Here is a 17,630-nt window from a genome sequence, read left to right on the forward strand (position 1 = left end):
ACTCAGTGCCCCGAGGTCGCCTTCAGACCGACCACGGCCACCAGCAGCAGACAGACGAAGAAGATCCGGGCGGCGGTCACGGGCTCGTTCAGCACGACCATGCCCAGGACCGCCGCACCGGCGGCACCGATACCGACCCACACCCCGTACGCCGTACCGATCGGCAGCGTCTTCGCGGCGTGCGACAGCAGCACCATGCTCGCCACGATCCCGAGGCCGGTGAACACGCTCGGCCACAGCCGGGTGAACCCCTCGGTGTACTTCATCCCGATCGACCAGCCCACTTCGAGCAGACCGGCGACGACCAGCAGAACCCACGCCATGACAGAACCTCCGACGACGAACACACGGACAACTCACGGGTGCGTCGTCTTTGCCAACCCGGTACGGCGCGTCTCGTCGGGGTGGTCCCACCGTAGCAAAGAACGGGGAAAGGGCCTGGTGACACCGGTCACCAGGCCCTGAACAGCGCGGTCCTACAGATACAGCCCGGTCGAATCCACCGACCCCTCGAACCGGTCGGCGGCCACCGCGTGCAGATCGCGCTCCCGCATCAGGACGTACGCCACGCCCCGCACCTCGACCTCGGCCCGGTCCTCGGGGTCGTACAGCACCCGGTCACCGGGCTCCACCGTCCGCACGTTCTGCCCGACCGCCACGACGACGGCCCAGGCCAGCCGACGGCCCACCGCGGCCGTCGCCGGGATCAGGATGCCGCCGCCGGAACGCCGCTCGCCCTCGGACGCGTCGTTCCGCACGAGCACACGGTCGTGCAGCATCCGGATGGGCAGCTTGTCGTCGTGCGGGGCGCCGGGGGTGATGTTGCCCGGGGTGGTGCCACCGGGGGTGGTGTTCTCGCTCACGCCCGCAACCTACCTGCCCCGCGCCGGACCACACGCCTCCGGGTTCGGATCACGCGCGGCGGCGGCGCTTCGACACGGTGAGCAGCCCCACCACACCGACCACCAGCAACGCCGCGGGGATCACCCGCTCCAGCCGCGGCGAGCCGTCCTCCGCGACGAACCGGTCCTTCACCTCCGACACCGAGCGGTTCACCGCGACGAAGGCACGGCCGGCCGTCCGGTCCACGGACTGGGCCGCCTTCGCCTTGGCATCTCCGATGATCGTCTTCGGGTGTACGCGCACCCCGATCTCGTCGAGCACCACAGCGAGCTGCTCGCGCCTGCTGATGATGTCCGCCTCGATCTGCGCAGGGGTCCTGGCATCCGACACTGCGCCGCCTCCGTGGTCGTCGTCCGTTGCACCTTCGTCTGAAACCTTCGTCGACAGTCTGTCAGCTCGAACCTCCGCACACCCGGCGGCACCCCTATTACCCTCGGTCCCGTCCGACCCGCGCACCACCCGAGGAGAACCACATGAGCGAGCGACTGAAGCCCGGCGACACCGCTCCCGCCTTCACCCTTCCCGACGCCGACGGCAACGAGGTGTCGCTCGCCGACCACAAGGGCCGCAAGGTCATCGTGTACTTCTACCCGGCCGCTCTTACCCCCGGATGCACCAAGCAGGCCTGCGACTTCACGGACAACCTCGACCTCCTGGCGGGCGCCGGGTACGACGTCATCGGCGTCTCGCCCGACAAGCCGGAGAAGCTCGCGAAGTTCCGCGACACGGAAAACCTCAAGGTCACCCTGGTGGGCGACCCGGCGAAGGAAACTTTGGCGGCGTACGGCGCCTTCGGCGAGAAGAAGCTCTACGGCAAAGTGGTGACGGGCGTGATCCGCTCCACCGTCGTCGTCGACGAGGACGGCAAGGTCGAGCACGCGTTCTACAACGTGAAGGCGACCGGCCACGTGGCGAAGATCATCAGGGACCTGGGCATCTGACGGCCTCCCCGGGGACGCCCCCGCCTCCGCCCCTCTCACACGATCTCGACACCCCGCGGTGTGTCGAGATCGTGTGAGGGAGATCGCATCGCCCCGTGAAGTCGGTTTGCGCCCGTCAACTCTGCGCAGAAGCCTTTCCTGGAACACCCTTCGAGGAAAGGACCCCGCCCATGGCGGCCCCCGACCCCCACCAGGCGGCCGACCCAGCAGCGGTCAAACGCCACCCCGCGCTCTTCCGGGCCATCCGGAAGCGCCAGAATCCGCGGCTGCGCCGGACGGACATCACCGTCACGGACGACGCCGCAGTGAAGCGGGCCGTGAAGGCGGCCTCCCTGGGTAACGCCATGGAGTGGTTCGACTTCGGGATCTACTCCTACCTGGCCGTGACCATCGGCCACGTCTTCTTCCCGTCCGGGAACGACACCACGCAGCTGCTGTCCTCCTTCGCGACGTTCGCGGTGGCCTTCCTCGTACGCCCGCTCGGCGGAATGTTCTTCGGCCCGATGGGTGACAAGGTCGGCCGCAAGAAGGTCCTCGCGCTGACGATGATCCTGATGGCCGTCGGCACGTTCGCGATCGGCCTGATCCCCTCGCACGACACGATCGGCGTCTGGGCCGCGGTCCTGCTGATCTTCTTCCGGATGCTCCAGGGCTTCTCGACGGGCGGTGAGTACGGCGGCGCGTCGACGTTCATCGCGGAGTACGCCCCCGACAAGCGGCGCGGCTTCTTCGGCAGCTTCCTGGAGTTCGGCACCCTGGCGGGCTACGTCGCCGCGGCGGGCCTGGTGACAGCCCTGTACGCACTCCTCAACGACGCCCAGATGGAGGCCTGGGGGTGGCGGATCCCGTTCCTCGTCGCGGGCCCGCTGGGCCTGGTCGGCCTCTACCTGCGGCTGAAGCTGGACGAGACCCCGGCCTTCCAGAAACTGGAGGGCGGCACAGCGCACGCGAGCGAGGCGGCGGACGGCGTCGAGGCCACGGCCAAGGGCGACCTGGCGAAGATCTTCCGGCAGTACTGGCCGACGCTGATCCTCTGCATCTGCCTGGTCGGCGCGTACAACATCACCGACTACATGCTGCTGTCGTACATGCCGACGTACCTCTCCGACGAGCTGGGCTACAGCGAGACGCACGGGCTGCTGATCCTGCTGGCGGTGATGGTGCTCCTGATGACGATCATCGCCCAGATCGGCAAGCTCTCCGACCGCTTCGGCCGCAAGCCGCTGCTGATGACCGGGATGCTGGGCTTCCTCTTCCTCTCCCTCCCCGCCTTCCTCCTCATCCGGGTCGACGGCATCCTCCCGATCACGATCGGCATGCTGATGCTGGGCCTCTCACTGGTCTGCATGCTCGGCACGATGTCGGCGGCGCTGCCGGCACTGTTCCCGACGCACGTCCGCTACGGCTCCCTGTCGGTCGGCTACAACCTCTCCGCGTCGATCTTCGGCGGCACGACCCCGCTGGTGATCACGGCCCTGATCAGCTGGACCGGCTCCAACCTGATGCCGGCGTACTACGCGATGGCGGCGGCCCTGATCGGCGTGATCGCGGTGGCCTGCATGAAGGAGACCGCCCAGAAGCCGCTGATCGGCTCCCCGCCGTCGGTGGAGACGGACGAGGAGGCGGCCGAACTGGTCCAGGCCCAGGCGCCCGAGCCGAAGTTCTGACCGCGCCCCCTTTCCCGGAGGAACGGCCCGTACCGCTCACGTCGAGCGGTACGGGCCGTTCGCCTTTGCCGCGGGTCCTTCGTCTTTGCCGCGGGTCCTTCGTCGGCCGCTCGCCGCATTCCGGGCGTGACTGTCCGATAAACGGTTCGTTGTTCCGTACGACGCTGCGAACGTACTCGCGGCCGGGATCGGAGGGGGACATGGGGACGGTTCGCTACACGCGCGAGCTCCTGGAAGAAGCGGCGCGCATGACGACGAACGCCACGGACGCGGTGCTTTGGTGCGGCGGGACACCGACACCCGGCAGCCGGCGCTATCTGCGCAAGAAGATGGCGGAGGCGGGCCTGGACATCACGCACTTCGCCGACACGTGGGTACGCCATACGGAAGAGACACTGCGCAAGCTGGTCGCCTGCTCCACGAGCGTCGCGGAAGTCGTACGCAGGCTGGGCATCAGTCCGGTGGGCGGCAATCATGCCCACATCGGCCGCCGCATCGCCGGTCTGCGCATCGACACCTCACACTTCGCTCCTGCGCCACCGCGTGAACGCAGAGCCAAGGGGGCACCAGGAGACCGCCTGACTCTCCGCACGCCTTCGGACGGCAGGGTTCCCGGCGAACGGCTCCGCAAGGAGCTTGTCCGCAGAGGAGTTGAGGATCAGTGCGCCGAATGTGGAAACACCGGAGAATGGCTGGGGCAACCCCTCCGGCTCGAAGTGGACCACGTCAACGGTGACTGGTGGGACAACCGCCCCGACAATCTGCGCCTCCTCTGCCCCAACTGTCATGCGACCACCGACACTTATCGCGGCCGTAAGCGCAGGAGGGCGGCGTGAGCATCAGATACCCCCGCGACACGCTGGCAGAGACGGCAGCAGACGCGAGCAGCCTCGTCGACCTCCTGCGCCGCCTCGGCGTTCCCCCGGGCAGCCGGACGCTCCGCTACGTACGGAACCGGCTCGCGCACTACGGCATCGATACGTCCCACTTCGTGGAGGAGGAACTTCCGAAGCGGGAGCGCTGCTCCTACCCACGCGAGCTCCTGGCCGAAGCCGCCGCCCGCTCCCACAGCATCCGGGAGATGCTCACGTACATGGGTTTACCGCCGACTGAAAGTCCCTACGGCTATCTGCGCCGGAGAATGGACCGACTCGGCATCGACACTTCCCACTTCACCGGCGGACGCCGGTACGGAACGCCATCGACGCCGCGCGCAGCGCTGGCACGAGCGGTTGCCGGGTCCCACAGCCTGGCCGGTGTTCTGAGGGCTCTGCAACTGGGCTCCAACAACAGCACGGCGCGTGCTCGTGTGAAGCGGGACATCGAAGCCTACGGCCTGTCCGTGGCCCACTTCACCGGGCAGGGGCATGGTCGCGGGACGCGCGCCCCGAACCGCAAAACCGCGGCGGAGATACTCCAGCGTCTGCCCTCCGGAGCGTCCCGGACCAAGACGGCACAGCTACGAAGGGCCCTGGACGACATCGGAGTTCCTCACCTCTGCGCGAGGTGCGGCACAGGTGACACCTGGCATGGCAGGCGGCTCGTCCTGGAAATCGACCACATCAACGGCGACCGGCTCGACAACCGCCGTGAGAACCTCCGCTACCTGTGCCCCTCGTGTCACAGCCAGACGCAAACCTTCTCGAAGCCGCGCAAGCTCGCACAGTAGAGTGGGGCACGCGGGTCCGTACCCCAGCTGGCCTAGAGGGCGCCGGTTTAGGTCCGGTGTGTCGTGGGTTCGAGTCCCACCGGGCCCACAGGTGTGGGGCGGCTGCGGCCTTCGTTTCGAAGGCCGCAGCCGCCCTCACTGCTGTCAGCCCACCAACTCCCGCACCACCGGCACCAGCGCCCGGAACGCCTTCCCCCGGTGGCTGATCGCGTTCTTCTCCGCCGGGGTCAGCTCCGCACAGGTGCGGGTCTCGCCGTCCGGCTGGAGGATCGGGTCGTAGCCGAAGCCGTTGGTGCCCGACGGGGTGTGGCGGAGGATGCCGTTCAGGCGGCCCTCGACCACGCGTTCCGTGCCGTCGGGGAGGGCCAGGGCTGCGGCGCAGGCGAAGTAGGCGCCCCGGTGCGGGGTGTCGATGTCGCCGAGCTGGGCCAGGAGCAGGTCGAGGTTGGCCTGGTCGTCGCCGTGGGTGCCGGACCAGCGGGCCGAGAAGATGCCGGGGGCGCCGCCGAGGACGTCCACGCAGAGGCCGGAGTCGTCGGCGACGGCCGGGAGGCCCGTGGCGCGGGCCAGGGCGTGGGCCTTGAGGAGCGCGTTCTCGGCGAAGGTGACGCCGGTCTCCTTGACGTCGGGGATGTCGGGGTACGCGTCCGCGCCGACGAGATCGAGGTCGAGCCCCGCGTCGGCGAGGATGGCGTGGAGTTCGGTGATTTTCCCGGCGTTGCGGGTGGCGAGGATCAGGCGCTTCATGGGGCGATTATCGCCGGGCCGGTGCTGTGGACGCTTCGGCCGGCCCGGCCCTCTCCCCCGCCCGCGGGTCTACGGGGTGCAGACCTTGCCGATCTCCGTCGCCGCGTCCGTCACCGGGGTCACGTCGGGGGTGGCGTCGCCCGCCTCGATGGACTTGCGGACCTCGGTGACGCCCTTCTGGAGGTCGTCGACGGCCTTGGAGAGGTCGGCGTTGTCCGTGGTGTCGTCGAGCTTCTTCAGCTCGCGGTCGATCTCGTCCAGGGACTCGGAGGCCTGGGTGATGTCCTCGGAGGCGTTGGAGACGGCCTGCTGGAGGTTGTTGACGCTGGTGGCGATGGCGTCGGCGGTGCGGACGCAGTCGAGCGCCTTGTCGAGGCCGGCGCAGCCCACTGCCGTGGTCAGCGTCAGCAGGGTGGCGGCGGTGGCGAGTGCGATACGTCGGTGGCGGCGCGAAGCCATGGTGCGGTCCCTCCCCGGGGGTCGGTACGTGGACGGACGCACGGTTCGACCCGTGCGCCCGTATCCGTAACGACGCTCTGTGGCGCGTATTTGGTTGCTTCTTTACCCGGGAGGGGTGAGTCGCTACGCGTTCTGCGTGGTTGCGAGTGCGTCACGCTGGAGTGCGGCGAGGTCGACGCAGCCCGCGGTGGCCAGGTCCAGGAGGGAGCCCAGTTCCTTGCGGTCGAAGGGGGCGCCCTCGGCGGTGCCCTGGACCTCGACGAAGCGGCCGTCGCCGGTGCAGACGACGTTCATGTCGGTCTCGGCGCGGACGTCCTCCTCGTAGCAGAGGTCGAGGAGCGGGGTGCCGTCGACGATGCCGACGCTGATGGCGGCGACGGTGTCGGTGAGCGGCTTGCGGCCGGCCTTGACGATCTTCTTGCCCTGGGCCCAGGTGACCGCGTCGGCGAGGGCGACGTACGCGCCGGTGATGGCGGCGGTACGGGTGCCTCCGTCGGCCTGGAGGACGTCGCAGTCCAGGACGATGGTGTTCTCGCCGAGGGCCTTGTAGTCGATGACGGCGCGCAGCGAGCGGCCGATCAGGCGGCTGATCTCGTGGGTGCGGCCGCCGATCTTGCCGCGTACGGCTTCGCGGTCGCCGCGGGTGTTGGTGGAGCGGGGCAGCATGGAGTATTCGGCGGTGACCCAGCCTTCGCCGCTGCCCTTGCGCCAGCGCGGGACGCCTTCGGTGACGGAGGCGGTGCAGAAGACTTTGGTGTCGCCGAAGGAGATGAGGACTGAGCCTTCGGCGTGCTTGCTCCAGCCGCGTTCGATGGTGACGGGGCGGAGCTGTTCGGGGGTGCGGCCGTCGATGCGAGACATGGGCCCGACTGTATCCGTTGGCGGGGGTGGCTCCGTTCGGGTGCGGTGGACCCGGTGACGGCCGCGGCGGGTGTGGGCGTGGCCGTACGGGTGTCCGCGCGGTGCGGTGGGCCCGGGTGGCCTTCGCCGCCCGCGTATGCGGCAGGCCCCGTCCCCTGCGGTGAGGGTACGGGGCCTGCGGGTGCGGGCGCCTCGCGGAGGCGGGGCCGCGGGGTCCGGCGTGGGGTCAGCCGGTCACATCATGTCTTCGATGTCGGCGGCGATGGGGTCGGCGTCGGTGCCGATGACGACCTGGATCGCGGTGCCCATCTTGACGACGCCGTGGGCGCCGGCGGCCTTGAGGGCGGCCTCGTCGACCTTCTCGGGGTCGTGGACCTCGGTGCGGAGGCGGGTGATGCAGCCTTCGATCTCGTCGATGTTGTCGATGCCGCCGAGCCCGGCGACGATCTTCTCAGCCTTGGTGGCCATGTCCTTCTCCCTGTTTCGCGCGCAGACGGCCGCCCGCTGCGGGTCCGTTTCGTCACGGTAACGCACGGTTGGCCCAACTTCGCGGGCGAGTAACCGGACGATCCCGAAAGATGACGATCACCGGACCCCTGCCTTCGGGGCGGGGCCCGCACCGTGACGCAACTGGTCTACACCAGTTTGCAACGACCGCCAAACGTGAAGTGTTCCGGGAGGACGCCCATGAGTTCGAACGCCGCTGCGGCGCCGCAGCAGAAATGGTGGAACGGACCGGTCCAGGGCCTGCAGAAGGTCGGGCGGAGCCTTCAGCTCCCGGTGGCCGTCCTCCCCGCCGCCGGTCTGCTCGTCAGCCTCGGCAACCTGTTCAGCTCCTACCTGGACGGCGCGTTCTGGGACAAGACCTCCAAGGTCCTGCTCAACGGCGGCGGCGCGATCCTCGACGGCGAGCTCGGCCTGCCCCTGCTCTTCTGCATCGGCGTCGCCATCGGCTTCGCGAAGAAGGCGGACGGGTCCACCGCACTGGCGGCGGTCGTCGGCTTCCTCGTCTACCGGGGGGTGCTGACCGCCTTCCCCATCGACGGCACCGTGACCGACGAGCTGCCCGACGGCGAGCCGCAGAACCCGGGCGTGCTCGGCGGCATCCTGATCGGCCTGCTGACCGCCGTCGTCTGGCAGCGCTACCACCGGACCAAGCTGGTCGACTGGCTGGGCTTCTTCAACGGGCGCCGTCTGGTGCCGATCATGATGGCGTTCCTCTGCGTGGTCCTCGGCGTCCTGTTCGGGCTGCTGTGGCAGCCGGTGGGCGACGGGCTGACCTGGTTCTCCAAGCAGCTGATCGACCTCGGCTCGTGGGGCGCGGCGATCTTCGGCTTCGCGAACCGGCTGCTGATCCCGATCGGCATGCACCAGTTCCTGAACACGTTCTTCTGGTTCCAGGCGGGCGAGTTCACCGGGGCGGACGGGCAGACCGTCCAGGGTGACATCTCCCGGTTCTTCGCCCAGGACCCGTCGGCCGGCCAGTTCACCTCGGGCTTCTTCCCGATCATGATGTTCGGCCTGCCCGCCGCGGCCCTCGCCATCACCCACTGCGCGCGGCCCGAGCGCCGCAAGGAGGTCGGGGGCCTGATGGTCTCGGTGGCGCTGACGTCGTTCGTCACGGGCGTGACCGAGCCGATCGAGTTCTCGTTCATGTTCGTCGCGCCGCTGCTGTACGGCGTGCACGCGGTGCTCACCGGGGCGTCCATGGGCATCACCTGGCTGCTGGGGGTGCATGCGGGGTTCAGCTTCTCGGCCGGGTTGATCGACTACGTCGTCAACTGGCATCTGGACACGAAACCCTGGCTGATCATCCCGATCGGCGCCTGCTTCGCCGTGATCTACTACGTGATCTTCCGCTTCGCGATCACCAAGTTCGACCTCAAGACACCGGGGCGCGAACCCGAGGAGATCGAGCGGGAGATCGAGAGGGATCTGACGAAGTAGCAGGACACCGGGGCTTCGGCCCCGGACCGCAAGGCCCCCGGACCGCTTGGTCCGGGGGCCTTCGGCATGTCACCGAACGTGCCAGGTCTGCTACTGCGAATGAGATGGGGAATTGAAGGTTCCTTATCTATCCCTCACCGTGCTAAAACTGGTCTACACCACTGAGTGGTCCAGACCACGGCGCTCTGCCGCAGGGTCTGCCGAGCCGCCGCCTCCCCACATCAACGACCTGGGCGGCACCGTGTTCCATGGAGGAAGTTGATGACCACGGCTGAGACCGCACCCGCGGCCGAGAAGAAGAAGGGCGCCGGCGCCATGGCCGTCATGCAGCGCATCGGCCGCAGCCTCATGCTGCCGGTCGCCGTGCTGCCGGCCGCCGCGCTCCTGGTCCGCTTCGGCCAGAGCGACATGCTGGGACGCGACTCGTTCCCGGACTTCATCACCAAGCTCGCCGGCTACATGGCCGCGGGCGGTGGCGCCCTTCTCGACAACATGCCGCTGCTCTTCGCCGTCGGCATCGCGATCGGCTTCGCCAAGAAGTCGGACGGCTCGACCGCGCTCGCCGCCGTCACGGGCTACCTCGTGTTCCAGAAGGTGCTCGCCACCTTCACGGACAGCAACCTGCCCCAGGTCGCCGACGTCGTCGACGGCAAGATCGTGATGAACGACGCCCCCGTCAACGCCGGTGTCCTCGGCGGTGTCGTGATGGGTATCGTCGTGGCGCTGCTCTACCAGAAGTTCTACCGGACGAAGCTGCCGGACTGGGCGGGCTTCTTCAGCGGCCGCCGCCTCGTCCCGATCCTCTCCGCCTTCGCGGGTCTCGTGATCGGTATCGTCTTCGGTCTGATCTGGCCGGTCCTCGGCACCGGTCTGCACAACTTCGGTGAGTGGCTCGTCGGCTCCGGCGCCGTCGGCGCGGGCATCTTCGGTGTCGCCAACCGTGCCCTGATCCCGGTCGGGATGCACCACCTGCTGAACTCCTTCCCGTGGTTCCAGGCGGGCGAGTACAACGGCAAGCACGGCGACATCGCCCGCTTCCTGGAGGGCGACCCGAGCGCCGGACAGTTCATGACCGGCTTCTTCCCGATCATGATGTTCGCCCTCCCCGCGGCCTGCCTCGCCATCGTCCACTGCGCCCGCCCCGAGCGCCGCAAGGTCGTCGGCGGCATGATGTTCTCCCTCGCGCTGACCTCGTTCGTCACCGGTGTGACCGAGCCGATCGAGTTCACGTTCATGTTCATCGCCCCGGTGCTGTACGCGATCCACGCGGTGCTGACCGGTGTGTCGATGGCCCTGACCTGGGCGCTCGGCATGAAGGACGGCTTCGGCTTCTCCGCCGGCCTGATCGACTTCCTGCTGAACCTGGGCATCGCCACCAAGCCGTGGATGCTGGCCCTGGTCGGCCTCTGCTTCGCGGCGGTCTACTACGCGATCTTCCGCTTCGCGATCATCAAGTTCAACATCCCGACCCCGGGCCGGGAGTCGGACGAGGAGCTCGCGGAGCTCCAGAAGGCCGAGGCGAAGTAGCCCGCTTGCAGGCTCGTACGACGAGACCCCCCGCCTCCTGGAGGCGGGGGGTCTCGTCGTCCGCACGCTCAGAGCTCGTACACCGCTCCCGGGGCCGCCAGTTCCACCGGGCCCGGGTAGGCCGCGCGGGCGTCGGCGGCGTTGCGGTCGGCGTCGGTCCACGGCGGGATGTGGGTGAGGACGAGTCTGCGCGCTCCGGCGCGGGCCGCCGCCTCGCCGGCCTCGCGGCCGTTGAGGTGCAGGTCGGGGATGTCCTCCTTGCCGTCGACGAACGACGCCTCGCAGAGGAAGAGGTCCACGTCCCGCGCCAGGTCCTCCAGCGCCTCGCAGGTCCCCGTGTCGCCGGAGTAGGCGAGGGAGGAGCCACCGTGCTCGACCCGGATGCCGAAGGTGTCGACGGGGTGGCAGAGCTTCTCCGTACGGACCGAGAACGGGCCGATCTCGAAGGACCCCGGCTTCAGGGTGTGGAAGTCGAAGACCTCGCCCATCGCCCGGTCGGAGGGGGTGTCGCCATGGGCGGCGGTCAGCCGCTGCTCGGTGCCCTCGGGGCCGTAGACCGGGAGAGGCCGGGGGCGGTCGCCGCCGTGGGGGTAGTAGCGCACGACGAAGTACGCGCACATGTCGATGCAGTGGTCGGCGTGCAGATGGCTGAGGAAGATCGCGTCGAGGTCGTAGAGACCGACGTGGCGCTGCAACTCGCCGAGGGCGCCGTTGCCCATGTCGAGGAGCAGCCGGAAGCCGTCGGCCTCTACGAGGTAGCTCGAGCATGCCGAACCCTTGGACGGGAACGAGCCGGAGCAGCCGACGACGGTGAGCTTCATGGAGCGTGAACCTCCGGGGCGCGGGAACGGGGAGGGTTCGTGCGATCCGCCGAAGCCAGGTGCCGGTTCCTGCGGGATCGGTTTTGCGGTTCGTCGAGCGTAAGGCGCGAAACTCCACGTCGCTCCTCCGCTGCCCTCCGTTGTGGGGGAACTCACCTGCTCTGTCACCGGTTCGATGGAAGCGCGCCCGGGGTCCGGCCCCCGGGGGCGTGCTCCGCCGCCGGTACGGTCGGGGGATGGACACGTTCTGGTGGGTGGCGCTGGGCGCCGTGGTTCTGCTCGCGCTCGTCGCCGCGGTGGTGGACGGGCGGGGGCGGTCGGACCGGGGGCCCCGGTCCCGGCGGCCCGGACGGCCGGGGCGGCCCGCGGGGTCGGCCCGGCCGCCGTCCCGGCCGTCGGCGTCGTCGCGGCCTTCGGGTCCGGAAGGACGGGTGCCGCGGGCGGGCGAGGTGTGGTGGGCCGATGTGCCGTACGAGGACGGGCCCGGGTCGAAGGACCGGCCGTGTCTGGTGCTCTCGGTACGGGGGCGGGGCCGCAGGCGTACGGCGCTGGTCGCGAAGATCACCAGCAAGCATCACGAGGAGCGGCCCGGGGTGATCGCGTTGCCGGCCGGGACGGTCGGGGACCGGCAGGGGCGGCGGAGCTTCCTGGAGACGGATGAGCTGCGGGAGGTGCGGGTCGGCGCGTTCCGGCGGCGGGTGGGGGCGGTGGATCCGGGGGTGTGGGAGCGGGTGCGGAAGTCGGCGGCGGGATGAGGGGCGGGGCCCTGGTTTCGGGGCTCCGCCCCGGGCCCCGCTCCTCAAGCGCCGGAGAGGCTGAAAGGACGTCCTCAAGCGCCGGACGGGCTGGGTTTGGCCGGCCAAGCTGGAGAGTGCGGCTCAGGACCTGGGCCTACGCCCAGAGCTGGCCCTGCAGCGTTTCGATCGCCGCTTCCGTGGTTTCCGCCGTGTAGACGCCCGTCGAGAGGTACTTCCAGCCGCCGTCCGCCACCACGAAGACGATGTCCGCGCTCTCCCCCGCCTTGACCGCCTTCCTGCCCACGCCGATCGCCGCGTGGAGCGCGGCGCCGGTGGAGACGCCCGCGAAGATGCCCTCCTGCTGGAGAAGTTCGCGGGTGCGGGTGACCGCGTCGGCGGAGCCGACCGAGAAGCGGGTGGTCAGGACCGAGGCGTCGTACAGCTCGGGGACGAAGCCCTCGTCGAGGTTGCGGAGGCCGTAGACCAGGTCGTCGTAGCGGGGTTCGGCGGCGACGATCTGGATTCCGGGGCGGTTCTCGCGGAGGTAGCGGCCGACGCCCATCAGCGTGCCGGTGGTGCCGAGGCCCGCCACGAAGTGGGTGATGGAGGGGAGGTCGGTGAGGATCTCCGGGCCGGTGGTCGCGTAGTGGGCGCCCGCGTTGTCCGGGTTGCCGTACTGGTAGAGCATCACCCAGTCCGGGTGTTCCTCGCTCAGTTCCTTCGCGACGCGGACCGCGGTGTTGGAGCCGCCCGCGGCCGGGGAGGAGATGATCTCGGCTCCCCACATGGCGAGCAGGTCGCGCCGTTCCTGGGAGGTGTTCTCCGGCATGACGCACACGATGCGGTAGCCCTTGAGCTTGGCCGCCATGGCGAGCGAGATGCCGGTGTTGCCGCTGGTGGGCTCCAGGATGGTGCAGCCGGGGGTGAGCCGGCCGTCCTTCTCGGCCTGTTCGACCATGTGGAGCGCCGGGCGGTCCTTGATCGAGCCCGTGGGGTTGCGGTCCTCCAGCTTGGCCCAGATGCGGACGTCCTCGGACGGGGACAGCCGCGGGAGGCGGACGAGGGGGGTGTTCCCCACGGCCGCCAGCGGGGAGTCGTACCGCATCAGCGCATGCCGCCGGCGACGGCCGGGAGGATCGTGACGTTGTCGCCGTCGCTGAGCTTGGTGGAGATGCCGTCGAGGAAGCGGACGTCCTCGTCGTTGAGGTAGACGTTCACGAAGCGGCGGAGCTGCTCTCCGTTCGCGCTGTCGATGAGTCGCTCACGGATGCCGGTGTGGCGGCTCTCCAGGTCGGCGAAGAGGTCGGCGAGGGTGTCCCCGTTGCCTTCGACGGCCTTCGCGCCGTCGGTGTAGGTGCGGAGGATGGTCGGGATGCGGACCTCGATGGCCATGGCGTGGGCTCCTGTCGGAAGCGTGGAGGAGGTGGCGTGGGGCGCGCGTTTCTTCCCCGCGCGGGAGGGTGTGGTGCGTGGCGCGTACGGGTGGGGCTCGCGCGGACCGCGGCTCAGGCCGGGCGGCTCACGGGCAGGCTGCGGTGCGACAGATCGCGCTGGCCAGCCTGCACAGGTCGACGTGCAGCCGCGCGACGAGCAGCGTGCCCGGCGTCTTGTTGCTCACGTCATGGGGAACCATGCGGGCATCGTATCGATTCCCTGTGCGGAAACCCGAGTGTGATCCCACATGGTGGATGACAAGCGTTCGCTATGTGGACAGGGTTCGACTGCCCTGCCCCTCCGGGAGGTAGACGACCGTGGGTGCGCCGGTCTTCGGGTGGGCGCTGACCTCGGCGGCCACGCCGTACACCTCGCCCAGCAGCTCCGCCGTGAAGACCTTCTCCGGGGTGCCGGAGGCGACGACCCGGCCGTCCTTGAGGACGTAGACGCGGTCGCAGTAGTAGGCGGCGAGGTTGAGGTCGTGCAGGGCCAGGAGGTTGGTGGTGCCCAGTTCGCGGACCAGGGAGAGGATTTCCAGCTGGTAGCGGATGTCCAGGTGGTTGGTCGGCTCGTCCAGGACGACGAGCGAGGGCTGCTGGACCAGGGCGCGGGCGACCAGGGCCCGCTGGCGTTCGCCGCCGGAGAGGGAGGCGAAGGTACGGGGTTCGAGCGCGGCGATCCCGACCCGGTCGAGGGCCTCGGTGACGAGCGCGGTGTCGGCGGCGCCGTCCGCCTCCCAGAACCGTTTGTGCGGGGCGCGGCCCATCGCGACGACCTGGCCGACGGTGAGCTCGAATCCGGCGTGGCCGTCCTGCGGGACGGTGGCGATGCGCTGGGCGCGGGCCTTCACGGGGAGGGTGGCGAGGTCGTCGCCGTCGAGGAGGACGCGGCCGTGGGTGGGGCGCAGGGTGCCGTAGACGCAGCGCAGGAGGGTGGTCTTGCCGCTGCCGTTGGGGCCGACGAGGCCGACGGTCTCGCCGTCGGCGGCGGTGAGGTCGACGGCGTCGACGAGATGGCGGCCCTCGCCCGTCCCGTACGAGAGGCCTTCGGTGCGCAGGGTGGTCATGGGCGGGCTCCCTCGGGCGTACGTACGGTCGTGGTGCGGGCGCTCCCCCGGCGGAGGCGTCCGGGCCTCGTGCGGGCGCTCCTTCCGGCGCGCCCCGTGCGGGTGCTCCCCCGGCCGGGGCGTACGCGGCTCACGCGGGTGCTCCTTCCGGCCTGCGCCGCAGCATCCAGAGGAAGAACGGGCCGCCGGTCAGCGCGGTGAGCACCCCGACCGGGATGTCCTGCGGGCTGGCGAGCGTCCGGGCGGCCAGGTCCGCGAGGACCAGGAACACCGCGCCGCCGAGCGCGACGACCGGGAGGAGCGCCCGGTGCGCGGCGCCGACGGCCATCCGGGCCATGTGCGGGACCATCAGGCCGACGAAGCCGATCGCCCCGCTGTACGCGACGAGCACGCCGGTCATCAGGGAGGCGAGGACGAAGACGGCGGCCCGGAAGCGGGCGGTGTCGAGGCCGAGGACGGTCGCGCCCTCCTCCCCCACCAGGAGCAGGTCGAGCGGGCGGGCCAGGGTGAGGAGGACGGCCGTGCCCGTGACCAGGGTGATCGCGGGGAGCGCGAGCATGTCCCAGCGGGCGGCGCCGAGGCCGCCGAGGGTCCAGTGGAGGACTTCCTGGAGGTGGTCGGCGCGGGCGGAGGTGACCAGGATCAGGCTGGTCAGGGCGGAGAGGACGTAGGAGACGGCGACTCCGGCGAGGACGAGCCGGTTGGTGGTGAGGCCGCCCCCGCCGCGCGCCAGGGTGTAGACGAGCAGCAGGGAGAGCAGGGCGCCCGCGAAGGCGGCGGCGGGGATCGTGACGGTGGTGGCGAGGGAGGCGCCGATGCCGAGGACGATGACCAGGACCGCTCCGGTGGAGGCTCCGGAGGAGACGCCGAGGAGGAACGGGTCGGCGAGCTGGTTGCGGACGAGGGCCTGGAGGACGGTGCCGATGACGGCGAGTCCGGCGCCGACGAGGATGCCGAGCAGCACCCGGGGCAGCCGCACGTCCAGGACGATCGTGCGGAACGGGCTCGCCTCCGCCCGCCCGGTCAGGATGTCGAGCACCTGGCCGGGCGGGATACGGACGGAGCCGAGGGCGAGGGCGGCGAGGACGGCGACGGCCAGGAGCGCGGCGAGGACGCCGAGCACCAGGACGTAACCGAGCGGCCGCCGAGGAGCTGGGGCGCGGCAGGTCACGGGGTGGTGGCCGCCTCGACCGCCTCCGGGTGGAGCTGGGCCGCGAGCTTGTCGACGGCGGCGGGGACGCGGACGCCGAGGACCGCGTCGGACAGCGGCATGACGGCGAAGCGCTTGTTCTTGATGGCGGGGACGTCGGCGAGGGCCGGGTCGGTGAGGAGGCGCTTCTTCTTCTGCTCGACGGTGGTGGCGCCGTAGTCGTAGATCACGATGACCTCGGGCTCGCGGTCGACGACGTTCTCCCAGGAGGCGTCGCCGAAGGGCTTGTCGAGGTCGGCGAAGACGTTGGTGCCGCCGGCCCGTTCGATCAGCTCGTTGCCGATGCCCTCGCCGCCCGCGGTGAAGGCGGTCTTGTCGCCGCTGTCGTAGACGAAGACGGAGAGCGGCTTCAGGCCGGCCAGCTTCTTCGCGGTGGCGGCGTTGTCGGCCTTGGCCCGCTCGATCCAGGCTTCGGCGCGGTCGCTGACGCCGAAGGTGCGGCCGACCTCGCGGATCTCCTCGTAGAGGGTGTCCATGGGCTGGTCGCCCTTGGTGCAGCTCTCGGTGTTGAGGCGGGTCTCGATGCCGGACTTCTTCAGCGCCTCGCGGCCGCGGCCGTCGCCCGCGGCGAAGGCGCTGGCGTAGCCGCCGTAGACGAAGTCGGGGTTGGCGGCGAGGACCTGCTCGTAGGAGGGGTACTCCTTGGCGAGGACGGGGACGGAGGCGTAGTCCTCGGCGTACTTCGGCAGGACCTGGTCGTCGAGGTAGGCGGTGCCGACGAGGGACTTCTTCAGGCCCAGTTCCAGCATGATCTCGGTGACGTGCTGGTTCATGGTGACGACGCGCTTCGGCGGGGCCTTGTACGTGGTGGTGACACCGCAGTTCTCGACGGTGTACGGGAAGCCTTCGCTCCTGGCCGACGCCTTGTCCCCGGTGGCGGCGTCGCCGCCGGAGGAGGAGCAGGCGGTGAGGGCGAGCGGGAGCAGCACGGCGGCGGCTATGAGCGCAGGGGTGCGCCGGGACATGGCGGGGCCTCTCCGGGGGATTTCCGCGTCCCCTGGTCGATGCGAGAAGGCGGCGGGCCAGTTCCTGGCTTCCGGGCCGCCCTCCGGCACGGAGTCGAAGTCCGTACGGGAGGGGGCCCGGTCACAGTGGCGGGACCGTGCCGGATTCGCACCGGCTTCCTGATTCCCGCTGCCTTGATGGGTTCGGGGTGCAGTGTGCCAGACCCGTTCGGCGGCTCCGCGCGGCACCCGGGGCCCGGTAAGGCTCAGTACGCGTCGACGACCTGCACGTCTTCCTCGGTGATCTCGCCGTCCACGATGCGGTACGAGCGGAACTGGAAGGGGCCCGAGCCGTCGGTGTCGGCGGTGGAGACCAGGACGTAGTGGGCGCCGGGCTCGTTGGCGTACGTCACGTCGGTGCGGGAGGGGTAGGCCTCGGTGGCCGTGTGCGAGTGGTAGACGATCACGGGTTCCTCGTCGCGGTCGTCCATCTCGCGGTAGAGCTTGAGGAGGTCGGCCGAGTCGAACTCGTAGAACGTGGGCGAGCGGGCGGCGTTGAGCATCGGGATGAAGCGCTCGGGGCGGTCCGTCCCGGCCGGTCCCGCGACCACTCCGCACGCCTCGTCGGGGTGGTCGGCGCGGGAGTGGGCGACGATCTGGTCGTACAGCGTCTGGGTGATGGTCAGCATGGCGCCAG

The 17,630-nt window shown here is 70.0% G+C and carries 22 protein-coding genes, 1 tRNA gene and 2 riboswitches; of the genes, 8 read left to right on the plus strand and 15 right to left on the minus strand.

Annotated elements, in window-relative coordinates; translation table 11 throughout:
- Positions 1-2 precede the first annotated feature (2 nt).
- The 3 genes from IE145_RS17105 to IE145_RS17115 form a co-directional block, all read right to left on the minus strand.
- Positions 3-323, minus strand: coding sequence for a DMT family transporter (locus IE145_RS17105; RefSeq protein ID WP_189525900.1), 321 nt, complete (start codon positions 321-323; stop codon positions 3-5).
- A gap of 38 nt (positions 324-361) precedes the next feature.
- Positions 362-420: riboswitch (guanidine-III (ykkC-III) riboswitch) on the minus strand.
- Between the two features lie 56 nt (positions 421-476).
- A complete protein-coding gene (locus tag IE145_RS17110) occupies positions 477-779 on the minus strand; it encodes a GroES family chaperonin (RefSeq protein ID WP_042498713.1) in 303 nt (100 codons plus the stop codon).
- Between the two features lie 133 nt (positions 780-912).
- A complete protein-coding gene (locus tag IE145_RS17115) occupies positions 913-1,233 on the minus strand; it encodes a DUF3618 domain-containing protein (protein WP_093808797.1) in 321 nt (106 codons plus the stop codon).
- A 143-nt stretch (positions 1,234-1,376) separates the two neighbouring features.
- Here IE145_RS17115 and bcp point away from each other — a divergent pair, with 143 nt between their 5' ends.
- The 5 genes from bcp to IE145_RS17140 all read left to right on the plus strand — a co-directional run bounded on the left by bcp (position 1,377) and on the right by IE145_RS17140 (position 5,268).
- Complete coding sequence (bcp, locus tag IE145_RS17120; RefSeq protein WP_189525901.1) at positions 1,377-1,844, plus strand: thioredoxin-dependent thiol peroxidase; 468 nt, start codon at positions 1,377-1,379, stop codon at positions 1,842-1,844.
- A 170-nt stretch (positions 1,845-2,014) separates the two neighbouring features.
- Positions 2,015-3,511 (plus strand): glycine betaine/L-proline transporter ProP, encoded by a 1,497-nt coding sequence (gene proP, locus IE145_RS17125; protein ID WP_189525902.1) that lies wholly within the window; start codon positions 2,015-2,017, stop codon positions 3,509-3,511.
- Between the two features lie 200 nt (positions 3,512-3,711).
- Positions 3,712-4,347, plus strand: a complete 636-nt coding sequence (locus tag IE145_RS17130; RefSeq protein WP_189525903.1) for an HNH endonuclease signature motif containing protein — start codon at positions 3,712-3,714, stop codon at positions 4,345-4,347.
- Entirely contained in the window at positions 4,344-5,180 is an 837-nt protein-coding gene (locus tag IE145_RS17135) for an HNH endonuclease signature motif containing protein (protein ID WP_189525904.1), read from the plus strand. Before IE145_RS17130 ends, IE145_RS17135 begins: the two co-directional genes overlap by 4 nt.
- 12 nt (positions 5,181-5,192) lie before the next feature.
- Positions 5,193-5,268, plus strand: a tRNA-Leu gene (locus IE145_RS17140).
- Between the two features lie 56 nt (positions 5,269-5,324).
- On the opposite strand, the gene rdgB is transcribed toward IE145_RS17140, so the two are convergent.
- The 4 genes from rdgB to IE145_RS17160 form a co-directional block, all read right to left on the minus strand.
- Positions 5,325-5,927: an RdgB/HAM1 family non-canonical purine NTP pyrophosphatase gene (gene rdgB / locus IE145_RS17145; RefSeq protein WP_164202484.1), complete on the minus strand. Its 603-nt coding sequence runs from the start codon at positions 5,925-5,927 to the stop codon at positions 5,325-5,327.
- Positions 5,928-5,996: 69 nt separating this feature from the next.
- Positions 5,997-6,386: a hypothetical protein gene (locus IE145_RS17150; RefSeq protein ID WP_189525905.1), complete on the minus strand. Its 390-nt coding sequence runs from the start codon at positions 6,384-6,386 to the stop codon at positions 5,997-5,999.
- A gap of 123 nt (positions 6,387-6,509) precedes the next feature.
- Positions 6,510-7,247 (minus strand): ribonuclease PH, encoded by a 738-nt coding sequence (gene rph, locus IE145_RS17155; RefSeq protein WP_010062049.1) that lies wholly within the window; start codon positions 7,245-7,247, stop codon positions 6,510-6,512.
- A gap of 234 nt (positions 7,248-7,481) precedes the next feature.
- Entirely contained in the window at positions 7,482-7,715 is a 234-nt protein-coding gene (locus tag IE145_RS17160; protein WP_003968866.1) for a PTS sugar transporter subunit IIB, read from the minus strand.
- A gap of 219 nt (positions 7,716-7,934) precedes the next feature.
- Here IE145_RS17160 and IE145_RS17165 point away from each other — a divergent pair, with 219 nt between their 5' ends.
- Both IE145_RS17165 and IE145_RS17170 read left to right on the plus strand, forming a co-directional pair.
- Positions 7,935-9,194, plus strand: a complete 1,260-nt coding sequence (locus IE145_RS17165; protein ID WP_189525906.1) for a PTS transporter subunit EIIC — start codon at positions 7,935-7,937, stop codon at positions 9,192-9,194.
- A gap of 261 nt (positions 9,195-9,455) precedes the next feature.
- Complete coding sequence (locus IE145_RS17170; protein WP_189525907.1) at positions 9,456-10,721, plus strand: PTS transporter subunit EIIC; 1,266 nt, start codon at positions 9,456-9,458, stop codon at positions 10,719-10,721.
- A 68-nt stretch (positions 10,722-10,789) separates the two neighbouring features.
- Here IE145_RS17170 and IE145_RS17175 read toward each other — a convergent pair whose 3' ends face one another.
- On the minus strand, positions 10,790-11,542 hold the full coding sequence (locus tag IE145_RS17175) for an MBL fold metallo-hydrolase (protein WP_189525908.1): 753 nt from the start codon (positions 11,540-11,542) through the stop codon (positions 10,790-10,792).
- A 236-nt stretch (positions 11,543-11,778) separates the two neighbouring features.
- Between IE145_RS17175 and IE145_RS17180 the strand changes: the two genes are divergently transcribed.
- Positions 11,779-12,297, plus strand: coding sequence for a type II toxin-antitoxin system PemK/MazF family toxin (locus IE145_RS17180; RefSeq protein ID WP_189525909.1), 519 nt, complete (start codon positions 11,779-11,781; stop codon positions 12,295-12,297).
- 136 nt (positions 12,298-12,433) lie between these two features.
- Here IE145_RS17180 and IE145_RS17185 read toward each other — a convergent pair whose 3' ends face one another.
- The 7 genes from IE145_RS17185 to IE145_RS17210 all read right to left on the minus strand — a co-directional run bounded on the left by IE145_RS17185 (position 12,434) and on the right by IE145_RS17210 (position 17,622).
- Positions 12,434-13,384, minus strand: coding sequence for a PLP-dependent cysteine synthase family protein (locus tag IE145_RS17185; protein ID WP_189525910.1), 951 nt, complete (start codon positions 13,382-13,384; stop codon positions 12,434-12,436).
- Entirely contained in the window at positions 13,384-13,671 is a 288-nt protein-coding gene (locus IE145_RS17190) for a MoaD/ThiS family protein (RefSeq protein ID WP_030193204.1), read from the minus strand. Before IE145_RS17190 ends, IE145_RS17185 begins: the two co-directional genes overlap by 1 nt.
- A 127-nt stretch (positions 13,672-13,798) precedes the next feature.
- On the minus strand, positions 13,799-13,912 hold the full coding sequence (locus tag IE145_RS33930) for a putative leader peptide (RefSeq protein WP_335755801.1): 114 nt from the start codon (positions 13,910-13,912) through the stop codon (positions 13,799-13,801).
- A 69-nt stretch (positions 13,913-13,981) separates the two neighbouring features.
- Positions 13,982-14,779: an ABC transporter ATP-binding protein gene (locus IE145_RS17195; RefSeq protein WP_189525911.1), complete on the minus strand. Its 798-nt coding sequence runs from the start codon at positions 14,777-14,779 to the stop codon at positions 13,982-13,984.
- A gap of 130 nt (positions 14,780-14,909) precedes the next feature.
- Complete coding sequence (locus IE145_RS17200; RefSeq protein WP_189525912.1) at positions 14,910-15,950, minus strand: FecCD family ABC transporter permease; 1,041 nt, start codon at positions 15,948-15,950, stop codon at positions 14,910-14,912.
- Positions 15,947-16,954, minus strand: a complete 1,008-nt coding sequence (locus tag IE145_RS17205; RefSeq protein WP_189525913.1) for an ABC transporter substrate-binding protein — start codon at positions 16,952-16,954, stop codon at positions 15,947-15,949. The genes IE145_RS17200 and IE145_RS17205 overlap by 4 nt, the downstream gene beginning before the upstream one ends.
- Positions 16,955-16,992: 38 nt before the next feature.
- Positions 16,993-17,172, minus strand: a riboswitch (cobalamin riboswitch).
- A 27-nt stretch (positions 17,173-17,199) separates the two neighbouring features.
- Entirely contained in the window at positions 17,200-17,622 is a 423-nt protein-coding gene (locus tag IE145_RS17210) for a M67 family metallopeptidase (RefSeq protein ID WP_006124878.1), read from the minus strand.
- Positions 17,623-17,630 lie beyond the last annotated feature (8 nt).

Source organism: Streptomyces sindenensis (genome assembly GCF_014649035.1).
Classification (GTDB): Bacteria; Actinomycetota; Actinomycetes; order Streptomycetales; family Streptomycetaceae; genus Streptomyces; species Streptomyces sindenensis.

Bases quoted from the DNA above. Each gene is read 5' to 3' on its own strand.
- IE145_RS17195 (WP_189525911.1), bottom strand. From the start codon at position 14,779: ATGACCACCCTGCGCACCGAAGGCCTCTCGTACGGGACGGGCGAGGGC.
- IE145_RS17185 (WP_189525910.1), bottom strand. From the start codon at position 13,384: ATGCGGTACGACTCCCCGCTGGCGGCCGTGGGGAACACCCCCCTCGTC.
- IE145_RS17190 (WP_030193204.1), bottom strand. From the start codon at position 13,671: ATGGCCATCGAGGTCCGCATCCCGACCATCCTCCGCACCTACACCGAC.
- IE145_RS17205 (WP_189525913.1), bottom strand. From the start codon at position 16,954: ATGTCCCGGCGCACCCCTGCGCTCATAGCCGCCGCCGTGCTGCTCCCG.
- IE145_RS17210 (WP_006124878.1), bottom strand. From the start codon at position 17,622: ATGCTGACCATCACCCAGACGCTGTACGACCAGATCGTCGCCCACTCC.
- IE145_RS33930 (WP_335755801.1), bottom strand. From the start codon at position 13,912: ATGGTTCCCCATGACGTGAGCAACAAGACGCCGGGCACGCTGCTCGTC.
- IE145_RS17160 (WP_003968866.1), bottom strand. From the start codon at position 7,715: ATGGCCACCAAGGCTGAGAAGATCGTCGCCGGGCTCGGCGGCATCGAC.
- IE145_RS17165 (WP_189525906.1), top strand. From the start codon at position 7,935: ATGAGTTCGAACGCCGCTGCGGCGCCGCAGCAGAAATGGTGGAACGGA.
- IE145_RS17170 (WP_189525907.1), top strand. From the start codon at position 9,456: ATGACCACGGCTGAGACCGCACCCGCGGCCGAGAAGAAGAAGGGCGCC.
- proP (WP_189525902.1), top strand. From the start codon at position 2,015: ATGGCGGCCCCCGACCCCCACCAGGCGGCCGACCCAGCAGCGGTCAAA.
- IE145_RS17180 (WP_189525909.1), top strand. From the start codon at position 11,779: ATGGACACGTTCTGGTGGGTGGCGCTGGGCGCCGTGGTTCTGCTCGCG.
- IE145_RS17130 (WP_189525903.1), top strand. From the start codon at position 3,712: ATGGGGACGGTTCGCTACACGCGCGAGCTCCTGGAAGAAGCGGCGCGC.
- IE145_RS17105 (WP_189525900.1), bottom strand. From the start codon at position 323: ATGGCGTGGGTTCTGCTGGTCGTCGCCGGTCTGCTCGAAGTGGGCTGG.
- rdgB (WP_164202484.1), bottom strand. From the start codon at position 5,927: ATGAAGCGCCTGATCCTCGCCACCCGCAACGCCGGGAAAATCACCGAA.
- bcp (WP_189525901.1), top strand. From the start codon at position 1,377: ATGAGCGAGCGACTGAAGCCCGGCGACACCGCTCCCGCCTTCACCCTT.
- IE145_RS17110 (WP_042498713.1), bottom strand. From the start codon at position 779: ATGCTGCACGACCGTGTGCTCGTGCGGAACGACGCGTCCGAGGGCGAG.
- IE145_RS17175 (WP_189525908.1), bottom strand. From the start codon at position 11,542: ATGAAGCTCACCGTCGTCGGCTGCTCCGGCTCGTTCCCGTCCAAGGGT.
- IE145_RS17150 (WP_189525905.1), bottom strand. From the start codon at position 6,386: ATGGCTTCGCGCCGCCACCGACGTATCGCACTCGCCACCGCCGCCACC.
- rph (WP_010062049.1), bottom strand. From the start codon at position 7,247: ATGTCTCGCATCGACGGCCGCACCCCCGAACAGCTCCGCCCCGTCACC.